Raw genomic sequence first — 15,339 nt, forward strand, 5'->3', positions numbered from 1 at the left:
TTTGATATGCGGTAGCCGTACGAGGGGGAGCAGGCATTGAGTGACGGGCCGCTGATCGTCCAGTCCGACAAGACGCTGCTGCTGGAGGTCGACCACCCCAGGGCGGACGAGTGCCGCAAGGCCATCGCGCCGTTCGCCGAACTCGAACGCGCCCCCGAGCACGTCCACACCTACCGGGTCACCCCGCTCGCGCTGTGGAACGCCCGGGCCGCCGGGCACGACGCCGAGCAGGTGGTCGACGCGCTGATCGGCTTCAGCCGCTATCCCGTGCCGCACGCGCTGCTCGTGGACGTCGCCGACACCATGGCGCGGTACGGCAGGCTGCGGCTGGAGAAGCACCCCATCCACGGCCTGGTGCTCACCAGCACCGACCGCGCCGTGCTGGAGGAGGTGCTGCGCTCCAAGAAGATCCAGCCGCTGGTCGGGGAGCGCTTCGGCGCCGACATCGTGGCCGTGCACCCCTCGGAGCGCGGCAACATCAAGCAGACGCTGCTCAAGCTCGGCTGGCCGGCCGAGGACCTGGCCGGATACGTCGACGGCGAGCACCACCCCATCGACCTGCGCGAGGACGGCTGGTCGCTGCGGCCGTACCAGAAGGAGGCGGCCGACGCGTTCTGGCACGGCGGCTCCGGCGTCGTGGTGCTGCCGTGCGGCGCGGGCAAGACGATCGTCGGCGCGGCGGCGATGGCGCACGCCCGGGCGACCACGCTGATCCTGGTCACCAACACGGTCTCGGCCCACCAGTGGAAGCAGGAGCTGCTCAGGCGCACCTCGCTGACCGAGGACGAGATCGGCGAGTACACCGGCACCAAGAAGGAGATCCGCCCGGTCACGATCGCCACCTACCAGGTCATGACGACCCGGCGGCAGGGCACCTATCGGCACCTCGAGCTGTTCGACGCCCGCGACTGGGGGCTCGTCGTCTACGACGAGGTCCACCTGCTGCCCGCGCCGATCTTCCGGATGACCGCGGACCTGCAGGCCCGCCGGCGCATCGGCCTCACCGCCACGCTCGTACGCGAGGACGGCCGGGAGGGCGACGTCTTCTCGCTCATCGGGCCGAAGCGGTACGACGCGCCCTGGAAGGAGATGGAGAACCAGGGCTACATCGCCCCCGCCGAGTGCGTCGAGGTGCGGGTGACGCTGAGCGACGACGAGCGGCTGGCCTACGCCATGGCCGAGAGCGACGAGCGCTACCGGTTCTGCTCGACCACCCCCGCCAAGACGAGGGTGACCGAGGCCCTGGTGCGGCGGCACGCGGACGAGCAGGTGCTGGTCATCGGGCAGTACATCGACCAGCTCGACGAGCTGGGCGAGCACCTGAACGCGCCGGTCATCAAGGGCGAGACCAAGGTCAAGGAGCGCGAGCGCCTGTTCCAGGCGTTCCGCGACAAGGAGATCCGGGTGCTGGTGGTCTCGAAGGTCGCCAACTTCTCCATCGACCTGCCCGAGGCGGCGGTGGCGATCCAGGTCTCCGGCACGTTCGGCTCGCGCCAGGAGGAGGCCCAGCGGCTCGGCCGGGTGCTGCGCCCCAAGGCGGACGGCGGCGGCGCGCGGTTCTACTCGGTGGTCAGCCGCGACACGGTCGACCAGGAGTTCGCCGCGCACCGGCAGCGGTTCCTCGCCGAGCAGGGGTACGCCTACCACATCATCGACGCCGACGACGTGGGCGAGGAGGACCCGGCGCGCTGACCTCCTCCGGTCACGTACGGCGCCGGGCGCGGTAGGCGCTGGCCTTGGCCCGGTTCTGACAGGACAGATCGCAGAAGCGGCGCGAGGCGTTGCGCGTGGTGTCGAAGAAGACCAGGGAACACGACGCGGCCTGGCACGCGCCGAGCCGCGCCCCCTGGCCCACCCCGATGACCATGGCCAGCGCGGTGCCCATGTCGGCGGCCCAGGCGTCCACGAGCGTCGCGCCCGGCCGGTGGAAGGCCAGCTGGAGCGGCTTTCCCGGGTCGCCGTACAGGGTGGGCACGGCGCCGTGCCGCGCCAGGAGGTCGTTGAGCCGTTCGGCCGCCTCGGGCAGGCGGTCCCCCGCGCCGTACAGCGGGCGCAGCTCGGCGGCGACCTCCGCGAGCCGATCGGCGTCGGCCGCCGTGAGCCCGCTCGGAGGGCGACCGGCGGCGGCGAGGCCCGCGTGGATCGCGGCGAGCCGTTCGCCGCCTGTCTGCGGCGGTGTGACAGGGCGTCCGTGCACCGACTCGGCGGCGAGGGCGTTCACCAGGAGGACGGCGAGTTCCACCCTGCTCCCGACATAACTGTCTATCTCGGATTGACCAGTGATGCGCCATGGCTCTATCGTCACTGTCGTAGCTTAACTAGACAGTGAGGTTTGAGGCATGTCCGTACGCCTGGCCCGCACCATGTGGCATCAGATCGAGCCGGTCCACGCCACGCTCTACTTCAGCCCGGAGGCCTTCGAGGAGGCCGCCGCGCTCGGCTACGACGTCACGACGCGCTGGCCGAGCTACTTCGCCTGGCGCACCGCGCCGCTGGGCGCGGCGGGACCCGCCCTGGTGGCCGCCACCTACTACAGCTTCAGCCCGAGCATGATCGCCGAGCACGTGCCGGGCGTCTGGGAGACCGCGACGCCCGCACAGGTGCTGGAGGCGCGGCTGCGGGCGATGGACCGGACGTTGCGCGGGCTCCTCGGCGACCGGATCGACGACGGCGTCAAGGAGGCGGCCGAGCTGGCGATCAGGGCGGCGGAGAGCGTGGACGTCGCCCACCGGCCGCTCGCCGCGGCCAACCTCGACCTCCCCTGGGCGGAGGAACCGCACGTGGCGCTGTGGCAGGCGTACACGGTGCTGCGCGAGCACCGCGGCGACGGGCACCTGACGGCCCTGCACGCCGCCGGCCTGGACGCCTGCGAGGCCCTGGTCTCCTTCGCCGCCGTCGGGGCGGCCCCGGCCGAGAACTTCGCCGGCCGCGGCTGGAGCGACGAGGAATGGGCCGCCGCCCGCGACCGGCTCGCCGGACGCGGGCTGATCGACGGCGAGGGGACGGCCACCCCGGCGGGGCGGGCGCTGCGCGACCAGGTCGAGCGCATGACCGACGAGCTGGCGGCGGGCCCGTGGCGGGCGCTCGGCGAGGCGGGGGCCGAGCGGCTGGCCGAGCTCAACCTGCCGTTGCTCGGGGCCGTGTTCGAGGCGGGCCTGCTGCCCACCGTCACCACACTCGGCATCGGCAAGATCCAGGCCCCCGAGTGATCCCTTCCGCCGGTCTTCGTCAGGACCGGCGGCGTCACTAGGTCCAGGAGATGCCCTTGGGCCTTGTCACCACATCACCCCCTCGCGCCTTACCCGTCCATGATGCAGTCGTGATGGCGGCAATACCCAGCAGACAAGGCGAATCACGCAATATGCGCATTTTTCGTCTTGCTCCTGGTTTCTCGCTGCCCGCTACCTCGCCCTTGAGCACGCACGGCTCACATAAAGCGCCATATCGGGACAAATCACCCCACCACTGCATGTCGTTTCCCCGGCGGCCTGACCATGGAGCGCTCCATCGTCAGGTCGCCGGAAAGCTTTCCGTGCCGATCATCGGGGACGCGGTCATTGGGCGGCCAGGCCGCCGACGAACAGCACCACGAGCGCGACGACCCAGGCCCCCACGGCGACGCCGTACAGGGACTCGCGCCTGGCGAGCCAGGCGACCCCAGTGGCGCACGCCGCGACCACCGCGACCATCACGGACAGCGCGATCACCGAGGCGATCCGGTCCGCGCAGTCCGGCGACGGCCCCATGCTCGTCACGCAGAAGGCCTGCCTGCTCCAGTCGCCGAAGACCGCGAACCCCCACAGCGTGGCGAGCAGCAGGCTCGCCGCCGCCTGGATCGCCGGAGGAACCACGGTGCGCGTCACCCGGGTACAGATACCCGCCCCGGGAAACGGCGACACGCGAGAGAAATACCGTTTCGGCATTGCGGTGCCCATCGCTAAGCTCTTGTGCTTCCCGCTTCCACCAGTCCTGTCCCCGTCATGCCCGGAGGAGCTTCCGCATGCCCGGAAATGTGCTCGAAGCCGAGCGCGCCCATCTCGCGGCCTCCCGCGCCGCGCTGCGAGCGATGCGTGAGCACGCGCAGTCGCTGTCGGCGGACGCCGCCGGCGACTGGGTGTCCCAGCAGGTCCTGCAGGGCCTGCTCGACCAGCGGGTGGCCGCACTGGCCGACCACCCCGACGCGCCGCTGTTCTTCGGCCGGTTGGACCGCGCGGCCGGCGACGACCTGCCGAGCACGGTCTACGTCGGCCGCAGGCACGTCCACGACGAGAGCAGCCGGCCCCTCGTGATCGACTGGCGCGCCCCGATCTCGCGCGCCTTCTACCAGGCCAGTCCCGCCGACCCCATGGGGATCGCGCTGCGCCGCAGGTTCGGCTACCAGGGCGGCGACCTCACCGCGTACGAGGACGAACCGCTCGACGGCAGGGCGCTCGGGCAGAGCAGGCTGCTGACCGAGGAGATCGAGCGGCCCCGCACCGGCCCGATGCGCGACATCGTGGCGACCATCCAGCCCGACCAGGACGAGATCGTCCGCGCCGACCTCGGCGTGACCGTCTGCGTGCAGGGCGCGCCGGGCACCGGCAAGACGGCCGTGGGCCTGCACCGCGCGGCCTACCTGCTGTTCACCCACCGGGAGAAGCTGTCGCGCTCCGGCGTGACGATCGTCGGGCCCAACCGGGCCTTCCTCTCCTACATCTCCTCGGTGCTGCCCGCGCTCGGCGAGGTGAAGGTCGACCAGACGACGGTGGCCGGCGTCCTGGGCGGCCACGCCCATCCCGAGGACCCCGCGGTGGCGGCCGTGAAGGGCGACGCCCGCATGGCCGAGGTCGTCAAGCGGGCGCTGTGGCTGCACGTCACCAAGCCGTCCGAAGGGGTGCTGTTCACCAAGGGCATCAACCGCTACCGGGTGGCCGATCACGAGGTGCGTGAGATCGTCGCCTCGCTGCGCGGCACGACGAGGTACGGCCCGGGCCGCGCCACCCTGGCCCAGCGGCTCGCCCACGCCGTGCTCGTGCAGATGGAACGGCGCGGCGAGTCGCCCGACGACCGCGTGCAGGACGCGGTGGCCCGGTCGAAGCCGGTCAAGGCCGTGCTGGACGCCGTCTGGCCGAAGCTCACCCCCGAGCAGGTGCTGTTCCGGCTGCTGTCGGACCCCGAGTTCCTGGCCAAGGCGGCCCGGTCCGACCTCTCCCCGGAGGAGCAGCAGCTCATCGTGTGGCGCAAGCCGTACAAGTCGCACCGGTCGGCCAAGTGGACGGCCGCCGACGCGGCGCTGCTGGACGAACTCGGCGACCTGATCGAGCGGACGCCGTCGCAGGGACACCTCGTGGTGGACGAGGCGCAGGACCTGTCGGCGATGCAGTTGCGCGCGCTCGGACGCCGCTGCCGCACCGGCTCGGCGACCGTGCTCGGCGACCTCGCGCAGGGCACCACGCCCTGGTCGGCGCGTTCGTGGAAGACCGTGCTCGACCACCTCGGCCAGCCCTCGGGCGAGGTCACCGAGCTCACGCTCGGCTTCCGCGTGCCCCGCGAGGTCCTCGACTTCGCCGCGCGGCTGCTGCCCTCCGTGGCGCCGGATCTCGCCCCGCCGCGCTCGCTGCGTCCCGGCGCCGGCTCCCTGTCCGTACGCCGCGAGACCGACGTCGCCGCCGCCCTCCCCGAGGCCGTACGGCAGGCCCTCGCGCAGGAGGGCTCCATCGGCGTCATCGCGGCCGACTCCGGCCTTCCCGCGCTCTCGGCGGCCCTGGAGGCCGCCGCGGTGCCGCACACGGTGCTCGGCCCCGACTCGACGGGCGACGACCGGGTGCTGCTGGTGCCGGCGACGCTCGCCAAGGGCCTGGAATACGACCACGTGATCGTCGCCGAGCCGGCCGCGATCGCGGAGGCCGAGGAGCGCGGCCTCGCCCGCCTCTACGTGGTCCTCACCCGGGCGGTAACGTCACTGACCGTCCTACACAGCCGCGACCTGCCCGAGGAACTGCGATGAACCCGCCCGATGTACGCATCCGCCACGGAGCGCTCGACGACGTCCCCGCCGTGCTTCGGTTCTGGCTGGACGCCGCGGAGAACACCGACAGGCACGACGACGCCGGCAAGGTCGTGGCTCTGATCGAGCGCGACCCCGAGGCGCTGCTCATCGCCGAGATCGACGGCCGGATCGCCGGCACGCTCATCGCCGGGTGGGACGGCTGGCGCGCCCACCTCTACCGGCTCGCCGTGGACCCGGCCCACCGGCGCATGGGCATCGGATCGCGGCTGATCCGGGCCGCCGAGGAGCGGTTCAGGAAGTTCGGCGCGTTCCGCGCGGACGCGATGGTCCTGCACGACAACGCCCTGGCGCACCACGCCTGGACGGCGGCGGGATACGCGATGCAGACCGACTGCGCCCGCTGGGTCAGGCGCCTCACCTGAGGCGTACAACGGGAAAGGGCGGCTCCCCCGAGGGGGAACCGCCCTTCCGTTGAGACGAAGCAGGCAGATGGATCAGAAGTCCATGTCGCCGCCGCCGGGCATGGCGGGGGCCTTCTCCTTCTCGGGCTTCTCGGCGATGACGGCCTCGGTCGTCAGGAACAGCGCCGCGATGGACGCCGCGTTCTGCAGCGCCGAGCGGGTGACCTTGGCCGGGTCGATGATGCCGGACTCGAACATGTTGACGTACTCGCCGGTCGCGGCGTTGAGGCCCTCACCAGCCGGGAGGTTGCGGACCTTCTCCACCACGACGCCGCCCTCGAGGCCGGCGTTGACGGCGATCTGCTTCAGCGGCTCCTCGAGCGCCTTGCGGACGATCGCGGCACCGGTGGCCTCGTCGCCGTTGACCTCGAGCTTGTCGAACGCGTTGGCGCCGGCCTGCAGCAGGGCCACGCCACCGCCGGGGACGATGCCCTCCTCGACCGCGGCCTTCGCGTTGCGGACGGCGTCCTCGATGCGGTGCTTACGCTCCTTGAGCTCGACCTCGGTGGCCGCGCCGGCCTTGATGACGGCGACGCCGCCGGCCAGCTTGGCGAGGCGCTCCTGGAGCTTCTCGCGGTCGTAGTCGGAGTCGGTGCGCTCGATCTCGGCGCGGATCTCGTTGACCCGGCCGGCGATCTGCTCGGCGTCACCGGCGCCGTCGACGATCGTGGTCTCGTCCTTGGTGACGACGACCTTGCGGGCGCGGCCGAGCAGGTCGAGGGTGGCGTTCTCGAGCTTGAGACCGACCTCCTCGGAGATGACCTGGCCACCGGTGAGGATGGCGATGTCACCCAGCATGGCCTTGCGGCGGTCGCCGAAGCCCGGAGCCTTGACGGCCACGGACTTGAACAGGCCGCGGATCTTGTTGACGACCAGGGTGGCCAGGGCCTCGCCCTCGACGTCCTCGGCGATGATGACCAGCGGCTTGCCGGACTGCACGACCTTGTCGAGCAGCGGGAGCAGGTCCTTGTTCGCCGAGACCTTGGAGTTGACGATCAGGATGTACGGGTCCTCGAAGACCGCCTCCATGCGCTCGGGGTCGGTCACGAAGTAGCCGGACACGTAGCCCTTGTCGAAGCGCATGCCCTCGGTGAGCTCCAGCTCCAGGCCGAAGGTGTTGCTCTCCTCGACGGTGATGACGCCTTCCTTGCCCACCTTGTCCATCGCCTCGGCGATGAGGGCGCCGATCTCGGTGTCGGCGGCGGAGATGGAGGCGGTGGAGGCGATCTGCTCCTTGGTCTCCACGTCCTTGGCGAGCTTCGACAGCTCCTCGCTGACGCGCTCGACGGCGGCCTCGATGCCCTTCTTCAGCGCCATCGGGTTGGCACCGGCGGCCACGTTGCGCAGACCCTCGCGGACCAGCGCCTGGGCGAGCACGGTGGCCGTCGTGGTGCCGTCACCGGCGACGTCGTCGGTCTTCTTCGCGACTTCCTTGACGAGCTCGGCGCCGATCTTCTCCCACGGGTCCTCGAGCTCGATCTCCTTGGCGATGGAGACACCGTCGTTGGTGATCGTGGGGGCGCCCCACTTCTTCTCCAGCACGACGTTGCGGCCCTTGGGGCCGAGGGTCACCTTCACGGCGTCGGCGAGCTGGTTCATACCGCGCTCGAGACCGCGCCGGGCGTCCTCGTCAAACGCGATCATCTTGGCTGCCATTAGGCTAGACCTCCCAGTAGCAGGGTGTCTTCAACGGACCGAGCCGACGCCCGCGACGGCTTGGACCCGCTATCCCTGCGCGGGCCCCATCGCCCCGATCCCGGTTGTTGTCACTCTCGACCTCAGAGTGCCAAACAAGTATTTAGCACTCTACCCCTGAGAGTGCAAGCGGAAGCCGTTCTGACCAGCTTGGACGGTATGCCCAGACCAGTGCGAAGCGGGAGACACCGAGCGAGCCGTCGAGCGAAGCGGGAGACACGCGGAAGGCCCGGCACGCGGTGTCCGCGCGCCGGGCCTTCCAAGGTCGATGACGGGATCAGACGGCCCGTACGGCTTCCGCCTGCGGGCCCTTCTGACCCTGCGTGATGTCGAACTCAACCCGCTGACCCTGCTCGAGGGCCTTGTAGCCGTCCATCAGGATTGCCGAGTAATGGACGAACACGTCCTTACCACCGTCTACCGCGATGAAGCCGTAGCCCTTGTCCGCGTTAAACCATTTGACGGTGCCCTGCGCCACTTCCGACTCCTCTTGCTGGGCTGGGGACCACACCCAAGAAGCCCCCGGTTTTGTCGATCGTCCTCGACCATACCCGTGTCAAGGCGTAGGACAACAGAGTCAATCCGCAAACTACTACTTGGCGTTCGCTCAAAGCGGGATCGAAGAATATTCACTTTGCTGTTGAATAGTTGAGAGCTGCACCATTTGCCATGGCACCGCATGACTTCTTCACCGACAGAAGTGCATGTCAGGTGCTCGGCCCCGGCGCGGCGGCTCAGCCTCCGGCGACGGCAGGGATGACCGAAATCTGCACCCCGTCCGGCGTGGCGGTGTCCAGACCGTCGGCGAATCGGACATCCTCTTCCCCGACGTAGACGTTGACAAAACGCCGGATCTTACCCGTCTCATCCAGGATGCGCCCGCCGATGCCGGGGTAGTCCGCGTCCAGCTTCTGCAGGACCTCCCGGAGCGTTCCCCCCTCCCCGCTCACCTCCGCGGCTCCGTTGGTGTACGTCCGGAGAATCGTCGGAATCCGCACGGAAACGCTCATTGTTCGCTCGCTTTCTTACTACCGATGGGCCTGTTGAAACGCTTTCAGTTGGCGAATGCCGCACGGAACGCGTCGAGAGAGGGACGGATGACGGCGGCGGGACGGGCGTGCTCGGACACCGCGTCGAGTGTCTTCAGCCCGTCGCCGGTGTTCAGCACCACGGTCTCGGCATCGGGGTCGAGACGGCCCTCGCGCACCAGCTTGCGGAGCACGCCGACCGTGACGCCGCCCGCGGTCTCGGCGAAGACGCCCTCGGTCCTGGCCAGCAGGCGGATGGCCTCGACCACTTCCTGGTCGTTCACGTCCTCCACCGCGCCGCCCGTCCGCCGCGCGATGTCGAGCACGTACGGCCCGTCCGCCGGGTTGCCGATCGCCAGGGACTTGGCGATGGTGTCGGGCCGCACCGGCTGCACCACGTCCTGCCCGGCCTTGAACGCCCGGGAGACCGGCGAGCAGCCCTCGGCCTGCGCCCCGAAGATCCGGTAGGGCCGCTCCTCGACCAGCCCCAGCTTGATCAGCTCACGGAAGCCCTTGTCGATCTTGGTGAGCTGAGAGCCGGAGGCCACCGGGATGACGATCTGGTCGGGCAGCCGCCAGCCGAGCTGCTCGGCGATCTCGTACGCCAGCGTCTTGGAGCCCTCGGCGTAGAAGGGCCGGAGGTTGACGTTGACGAAGCCCCACTTCTCGCCCAGCTCGTCACCGATGAGCTCGGAGCAGAAGCGGTTGACCTCGTCGTAGTTGCCGTCGATGGCGACCAGGCGGCCACCGTACACGGCGGCCATGGTGACCTTGGCCGGCTCCAGGTCGGCGGGGATGAACACGCAGGAGTCCAGCCCGGCCCGGGCGGCGGCCGCGCTCACCGCGCCGGCGAGGTTGCCGGTGGAGGAGCACGACAGGGTGTGGAAGCCGAAGTTGCGCGCGGCCTCAAGCGCGATCGCGACGACCCGGTCCTTGAAGGAGTGGGTCGGGTTGCCGGAGTCGTCCTTGACGTGAAGCGACCGCAGGCCCAGCTCGGCCGCCAGCCTGTCGGCCTTCACGAGCTTGGTCCAGCCGGGCTGGAGGTTGGGCTTGGCCGCCACGCCGGCGGGAACGGGGAGCAGGGAGCGGTACCGCCAGATGTTCGCCGGGCCGGACTCGATGTCCTCCCGGCGAACCTCGCCGAAGTCGTACGCCACCTCAAGGGGGCCGAAACACTCCGTACAGGCGAAAATCGGACCGAGGTCGTAAAGAGCGCCACATTCGCGACACGAAAGGCCGGTGGCGGGGCCGAACTCGACGGTGTTCGCGGCAGTGTTAGCGGCAGTGCTGGTGTGCGCCATGAAGCGAGGCCTTTCCCTCATCTTCGCTCGCGACCACCTTGGCCGCGAGCCGGAATTGGCACCTGTCCCGGCCGGGCCTCGTGGGCACGAGTTCGACACCGGGGAGGTTGCCGGGGCTTCGCAGGGCCGGTCCCTCCACCCCTCTGGATGAGCATGTTCAGTTGTAGGACCTTCCGAGAAAGGTCTCTAGCACTGTACCCCGGCGTCCCCGGTGTCCGTTCCGACGTCTCACATGGCGAGACGTTTCGTATCAGCCGTACGCCTCGCCGAGCGCGCTCTGCACGTACTTGCGCGCCTGGTGGATACGGGACTTGACCGTTCCGAGGGGGATCTTGAGCTGGTCGGCGACCTCCGCGTAGTCGAGCTGGCAGATGTCGCGCAGCACGAGCGCCTGGGCGAGGTCGGGCCGCTCGGCCTCCAGCGCCTCCATCGCGTCGAGCAGGTCGAGCCGCGACCCGGCGATGACGCTCACCCGCCGGGGATCGGGCCGCTGCTCGGGCAGTTCCTCCGCCTGCTCCGACGAGCGCCGCTTGAGCGAGCGGTAGGTGGTCCTGGCGCAGTTCACGGTCACGATGTGCAGCCAGGTGCTGAACTTGGCCCGCCCCTCGAACCTCGCGATGTTGCGCGCCACGGCGAGCAGCGTGTCCTGCGCGGCCTCCTCGGCGTCCTGCCGATACGGTAGAAGGCGCTCGCAGTGCCGCAACACGTCGGGCTCGATGCGCCGCAGCAGTTCACCGAGCGCGCGGTGGTCCCCCTGGGCAGCCGATCGGGCCAGGTCCTCGGTCGTGTCGTCCAGTGCCATGCCGTATTCAGCCCTCCCGCGATCGGTTGACATCCTATTGACGGAGGTCGGCTTTTATTAATCTTCCGGCATGCGCGCCCGCTCTGATCGAGGGAACCCCAAGATGAGCAGCACCGTTCTGATCGCGTCCAACCGGGGTCCGGTGTCCTTCACGCTGTCGGACGACGGCGGCCTGACCATGCGCAGGGGCGGCGGCGGGCTCGTCTCCGGCCTGTCCGAGGTGGTCAAGGACACCGACGTCCTGTGGGTCTGCGCGGCGCTGTCGGACGGCGACCGGGGCGCGGTGCGTCACGCGCCCGGCGGGCGCCTCGACCGGGCCTTCGAGACGGGGCCGATCCGCATGCTGGACATCCCGCCCGCGGTCTTCCACCGGGCCTACAACGCCGTGGCCAACTCGACTCTCTGGTTCGTCAACCACCTGCTTTACAACACGCCCTTCTCCCCCGAGTTCGGCACGCGGTTCCGCCGCGAGTGGGAGTCGTACCGCACGTACAACGGGGCCTTCGCGCTGGCCCTGGCCGAGGAGGCGGCCCACCGGGCGCGCGTCATGGTGCAGGACTACCACCTGACGCTGACCCCGGCGATGCTCCGGGTCGAGCGGCCCGACCTGCGCATCGCCCACTTCTCGCACACGCCCTGGGCGCCGCCCGAATACTTCGCGCTGCTGCCCGAGGACGTCGTGGCCGAGGTGCTGACGGGCATCCTCGGCGCCGACCACGCCGGGTTCCTCACCGCGCGCTGGGCCCGCGCCTTCATGGACTGCTGCGAGACGCTGCTCGGGGCCCGGGCGGACCACGCCGCCCGCACGGTGACGTACGAAGGGCGGACCACCAGGATCGGCGTCCACCCGCTGGGGGTGAACGGCGAGGCGCTGCTCGCCCGGGCGGGCGAGCCGGACGTCGAGTCGCACATGACCGTGATCAGGGACCTCGTGGGCGACCGCAAGCTGATCGTGCGCATCGACCGCACCGAGCTTTCCAAGAACATCGTGCGCGGCCTGCGGGCCTACCAGGAGTTCCTGGCCGCCCATCCCGAGTGGCACGGCCGGGTCGTCCACCTCGCGTTCGCCTATCCCTCGCGGCACGACCTGCCCGAATACCGCGAGTACACGGCGGCCGTGCAGCGCTGCGCCAAGGAGATCGAGGACGAGTACGCGACCGAGGACTGGGACCCGCTGATCCTCAACGTGAACGACGACTACCCGCGCTCGCTGGCCGCCTACCGGCTGGCCGACGTGCTGCTCGTCAACCCGATCAGGGACGGCATGAACCTGGTGGCCAAGGAGGGCCCGATCCTGTCGCCCCGGTGCGCGCTGGTGCTGTCCCGCGAGGCGGGCGCGGCGGCCGAGCTGGGGGCCGACTCCCTGCTCGTCAACCCCTACGACGTGTCCGGCACGGCGGCGGCGCTGCACGAGGCGCTGACGCTGCCGGAGCAGGAGCGGCTCACGCGCGGCCTGCGGCTGCGGGAGGCCGCCACCGCCCTGCCGCCCCAGCGCTGGTTCGAGGACCAGCTCGCCGCGCTGATCTAGACGGGGCCGGCGCCGGGCGACCGGCTCTCGTGCCCGGATGATCTGCTGCGCTACCCTTGCCTGGTTTTGGACCGCAACATAAAGGTCACCAGGGACAGCCCCACCTGGTTGATCTATCTCCAGCTCGCCACCTTCGCCACCTACCTGTACGGCATGTCGGCCGCCCTGCCCCTCCTGCGCGCCGAACTCGGCGTGTCCCAGGCCGTCGGCGGGCTGCACGGCACGGGGATGGCGCTCGGCGGCATCGCCGGCGGGCTGGCCCTGCCCACGCTGACCAGGCGGTTCGGGCGCCGCGTCGTCACCTGGGCCGGTTTGGCCGGGATGAACGCCGGGGTGCTCCTCGTCCTGGTCGGGCACGCGCTCCCGTTCACGCTGGCCGGTTTCACGCTCGCCGGCGCCTGCGGTTCGACGGCGCTGTACGTGATGATGGCGGTGCTCAGCGACCACCACGGCCCGGCGGGGGCGGCCGTCATCAGCGAGGCCAACGCGGTCGCCGTCATCGCCGGAATCGCCGCCACCTACGCCTTCAGCGTGGTGGCCGAGTCGCCGGCCGGCTGGCGGCCCGCGCTGTTGGTGCCCGTGGCCTCCACCCTCCTGCTGGCCCTGTTCATGGGCCGGGTCTGGGTGCCGCCGGCGCCCGTTCCGCCGCGGTCGCCGTCGCCGTCCAGGGCCTCCGGCAGAATCCCGTACGGCTGGCGCTTCCACGTCGCCGGAGCGGTCCTGCTGTGCCGCGTGGCCCTCGAGTTCGCCTTCAACCTGTGGGCCGCCGAGTTGCTCTCCCAGCGGACCGGGCTGTCCCCCGGCGTGGCGGCGACCGGGCTGAGCGCGATGCTGGCCGGCATGGCCGCGGGCCGGTTCGGCGGCGCCCGGCTGGCCCTGCGCTTCGCGCCGGGGTCGGTGCTGCTGGGCTCGCTCGGGGTGACCCTGGCGGGCTGGGCGCTGTTCTGGGTGGGAACCTCTGCGCCGGTCTGCTACGCCGGGCTCGCTCTCAGCGGGCTCGGCATCTCGGTCCAGTTCCCCATGGGCCTGACGCGCATGATCGAGGTGTCGGGAGGCCGGCCGGACCAGGCGTCGGGCACGGCCTCGATCTGGGCGGGCATGGGCTCGGGCAGCGGGCCGTTCGTGCTCGGCGCGCTGGGCGACGGTTTCGGGACGCACACGGCGTTCCTGCTCGCGCCCGCCCTGATCGCGATAGCCGCGGGCGGAGTGGCCGCGTCCAGGACGCGTTCCTGAACGTCCGGGCCACTCTGAAGGCCGATCAGTTCCAGGTCGCGTTCTTGAGGATCGCGCTCAGCTGCGGGTGGTCCCACTGGTCGAGGACCAGGATCTTCGACGTGGGCAGATACCACTCGCGCTGGTTGTAGTGCAGCTTCACCCGCCACTTCTTGTCGACGCAGGTCGCCGCCCACTTGTGGTAGTCCGCCTTGTGGCCGGGGCCGACCTGCCGCAGCCCCTTCTCCGCGATCTTCCACTCGCCCTTGTACAGTTTGTAGCTCTTGGGACAGATGCTGACGTCGGTCGCGGGGTCGAAGCCGTACTTCGGCTTGTACGCCTGGAACGTGCGGAGCCCGATCTTGAGCGCCTTGGGACCCAGCACCCAGAAGCTGTGGCACCCCCAGTCGCGGAAACCGAAGTCCTCGGTGCCGTAGGTGGGGCACGAGCCGGTGATGACGCGCACCCAGTCCTTGTCGTCCTTGGCCACCTTCCACGACGTGGGGATCGTGAGGGTCAGACCGTTCCGCAGGTGGACCTGCTTGGTGCCGCCGCTTTCGCTCGCGAACGCCGCCGCCGGAGCCGTCAGGGTGGCCGCCAGCACGGCCAGGCCGGCCGCCGCGGCCCAGATCGTCTTTCTGAACATGTCCGGCACACTAGGCGCGGTCGCTTGCGGACGACTTGCGGCCCGATAGACAAATCACCAAGTGCGACGTCAGCTCCAGGTGGCGTTCTTGAGTATCGTGCTCAGCCCCGGGGTCCCCCACTGGTCGATCACCAGGATCTTCGACGTCGGCAGGTACCACTCGCGCTGGTTGTAGTGCGCCTTCACCTTGTAGGAGCTCATGGTCACGCAGGTCCCCGCCCAGTTGCGGTAGTACGCCTTGTGTCCCGGCCCGACCTGCCGCAGCCCCTTCTCGGCGAGCTTGCTCTGGCCCATGTAGAGGTTCTTCTTGACGGGGCAGGGCCCGACGTCGGTGGCCGGGTAGAACGGGCCGTCCGGCGTGTACTTCTGGAACAGCTCGTGGCCGATCTTGATGGCTCCGGGCCCCATGACCCAGAAGCTGTGGCACCCCGAGTCGCGGAAGCCGTACGTGTCCGTGCCCTTGGTCGGGCACGAGCCGGTGATGACCCGCACCCAGTCCTTGTCCTTGGCGTCGACCTTCCAGGACGACGGGATCCTGAGGGTCAGGCCCTTGCGCAGGTGCAGCGGCTTGGTGGCCGCGCTGTCGTTCGCGAACGCCGCCGCCGGAGCCGCCAGGGACGCCGCCAGCACGGCCAGGCCGGCCGCCGCGGCCGAGATCGTCTTCCTCATGCCCCGGA

General features: G+C 70.2%; 15 protein-coding genes and 1 riboswitch. Of the genes, 6 read left to right on the forward strand and 9 right to left on the reverse strand.

The window, feature by feature from the left end; genetic code table 11:
• Positions 1 to 36: 36 nt before the first annotated feature.
• Positions 37 to 1,692 carry a DNA repair helicase XPB gene (locus Msi02_RS25905; RefSeq protein ID WP_204050662.1) on the forward strand — a complete coding sequence of 552 codons (1,656 nt, stop codon included), beginning with the start codon at positions 37 to 39 and terminating at the stop codon, positions 1,690 to 1,692.
• A gap of 10 nt (positions 1,693 to 1,702) precedes the next feature.
• Here the strand turns inward: Msi02_RS25905 and Msi02_RS25910 are convergent, their stop codons facing one another.
• On the reverse strand, positions 1,703 to 2,242 hold the full coding sequence (locus Msi02_RS25910; RefSeq protein ID WP_204050663.1) for a CGNR zinc finger domain-containing protein: 540 nt from the start codon (positions 2,240 to 2,242) through the stop codon (positions 1,703 to 1,705).
• Between the two features lie 97 nt (positions 2,243 to 2,339).
• On the opposite strand from Msi02_RS25910, the gene Msi02_RS25915 reads away from it, so the two are divergent.
• Complete coding sequence (locus tag Msi02_RS25915) at positions 2,340 to 3,209, forward strand: SCO6745 family protein (RefSeq protein ID WP_204050664.1); 870 nt, start codon at positions 2,340 to 2,342, stop codon at positions 3,207 to 3,209.
• A gap of 345 nt (positions 3,210 to 3,554) precedes the next feature.
• Here Msi02_RS25915 and Msi02_RS25920 read toward each other — a convergent pair whose 3' ends face one another.
• Positions 3,555 to 3,863: a hypothetical protein gene (locus Msi02_RS25920; protein WP_204050665.1), complete on the reverse strand. Its 309-nt coding sequence runs from the start codon at positions 3,861 to 3,863 to the stop codon at positions 3,555 to 3,557.
• A gap of 137 nt (positions 3,864 to 4,000) precedes the next feature.
• On the opposite strand from Msi02_RS25920, the gene Msi02_RS25925 reads away from it, so the two are divergent.
• Together Msi02_RS25925 and Msi02_RS25930 are read left to right on the forward strand one after the other, a co-directional pair.
• A complete protein-coding gene (locus Msi02_RS25925) occupies positions 4,001 to 5,986 on the forward strand; it encodes a HelD family protein (RefSeq protein WP_204050666.1) in 1,986 nt (661 codons plus the stop codon).
• Positions 5,983 to 6,411, forward strand: coding sequence for a GNAT family N-acetyltransferase (locus Msi02_RS25930; RefSeq protein ID WP_079319300.1), 429 nt, complete (start codon positions 5,983 to 5,985; stop codon positions 6,409 to 6,411). The genes Msi02_RS25925 and Msi02_RS25930 overlap by 4 nt, the downstream gene beginning before the upstream one ends.
• A 72-nt stretch (positions 6,412 to 6,483) precedes the next feature.
• Here Msi02_RS25930 and groL read toward each other — a convergent pair whose 3' ends face one another.
• The 5 genes from groL to Msi02_RS25955 all read right to left on the reverse strand — a co-directional run bounded on the left by groL (position 6,484) and on the right by Msi02_RS25955 (position 11,276).
• Entirely contained in the window at positions 6,484 to 8,106 is a 1,623-nt protein-coding gene (gene groL / locus Msi02_RS25935) for a chaperonin GroEL (protein WP_079319299.1), read from the reverse strand.
• Between the two features lie 316 nt (positions 8,107 to 8,422).
• Positions 8,423 to 8,623 carry a cold-shock protein gene (locus tag Msi02_RS25940; RefSeq protein WP_079319298.1) on the reverse strand — a complete coding sequence of 67 codons (201 nt, stop codon included), beginning with the start codon at positions 8,621 to 8,623 and terminating at the stop codon, positions 8,423 to 8,425.
• A gap of 256 nt (positions 8,624 to 8,879) precedes the next feature.
• Positions 8,880 to 9,155, reverse strand: a complete 276-nt coding sequence (locus Msi02_RS25945) for a MoaD/ThiS family protein (RefSeq protein ID WP_030509193.1) — start codon at positions 9,153 to 9,155, stop codon at positions 8,880 to 8,882.
• 44 nt (positions 9,156 to 9,199) lie between these two features.
• Positions 9,200 to 10,474 carry a threonine synthase gene (gene thrC, locus Msi02_RS25950; RefSeq protein WP_204050667.1) on the reverse strand — a complete coding sequence of 425 codons (1,275 nt, stop codon included), beginning with the start codon at positions 10,472 to 10,474 and terminating at the stop codon, positions 9,200 to 9,202.
• A gap of 14 nt (positions 10,475 to 10,488) precedes the next feature.
• Positions 10,489 to 10,628: riboswitch (SAM riboswitch) on the reverse strand.
• 96 nt (positions 10,629 to 10,724) lie between these two features.
• The gene (locus tag Msi02_RS25955; protein WP_079319296.1) at positions 10,725 to 11,276 is read right to left on the reverse strand and encodes an RNA polymerase sigma factor; all 552 of its coding nucleotides are present in this window, start codon (positions 11,274 to 11,276) and stop codon (positions 10,725 to 10,727) included.
• 103 nt (positions 11,277 to 11,379) lie between these two features.
• Here Msi02_RS25955 and Msi02_RS25960 point away from each other — a divergent pair, with 103 nt between their 5' ends.
• Both Msi02_RS25960 and Msi02_RS25965 read left to right on the forward strand, forming a co-directional pair.
• Positions 11,380 to 12,804, forward strand: a complete 1,425-nt coding sequence (locus tag Msi02_RS25960; RefSeq protein WP_079319295.1) for an alpha,alpha-trehalose-phosphate synthase (UDP-forming) — start codon at positions 11,380 to 11,382, stop codon at positions 12,802 to 12,804.
• A gap of 66 nt (positions 12,805 to 12,870) precedes the next feature.
• On the forward strand, positions 12,871 to 14,037 hold the full coding sequence (locus tag Msi02_RS25965) for an MFS transporter (protein WP_204050668.1): 1,167 nt from the start codon (positions 12,871 to 12,873) through the stop codon (positions 14,035 to 14,037).
• Positions 14,038 to 14,062: 25 nt separating this feature from the next.
• Here Msi02_RS25965 and Msi02_RS25970 read toward each other — a convergent pair whose 3' ends face one another.
• Together Msi02_RS25970 and Msi02_RS25975 are read right to left on the reverse strand one after the other, a co-directional pair.
• Positions 14,063 to 14,662 (reverse strand): hypothetical protein, encoded by a 600-nt coding sequence (locus Msi02_RS25970; protein ID WP_204050669.1) that lies wholly within the window; start codon positions 14,660 to 14,662, stop codon positions 14,063 to 14,065.
• Between the two features lie 69 nt (positions 14,663 to 14,731).
• The gene (locus Msi02_RS25975) at positions 14,732 to 15,331 is read right to left on the reverse strand and encodes a hypothetical protein (protein WP_204050670.1); all 600 of its coding nucleotides are present in this window, start codon (positions 15,329 to 15,331) and stop codon (positions 14,732 to 14,734) included.
• Between the last annotated feature and the right edge of the window lie 8 nt (positions 15,332 to 15,339).

Source organism: Microbispora siamensis, assembly GCF_016863095.1.
Classification (GTDB): domain Bacteria; phylum Actinomycetota; class Actinomycetes; order Streptosporangiales; family Streptosporangiaceae; genus Microbispora; species Microbispora siamensis.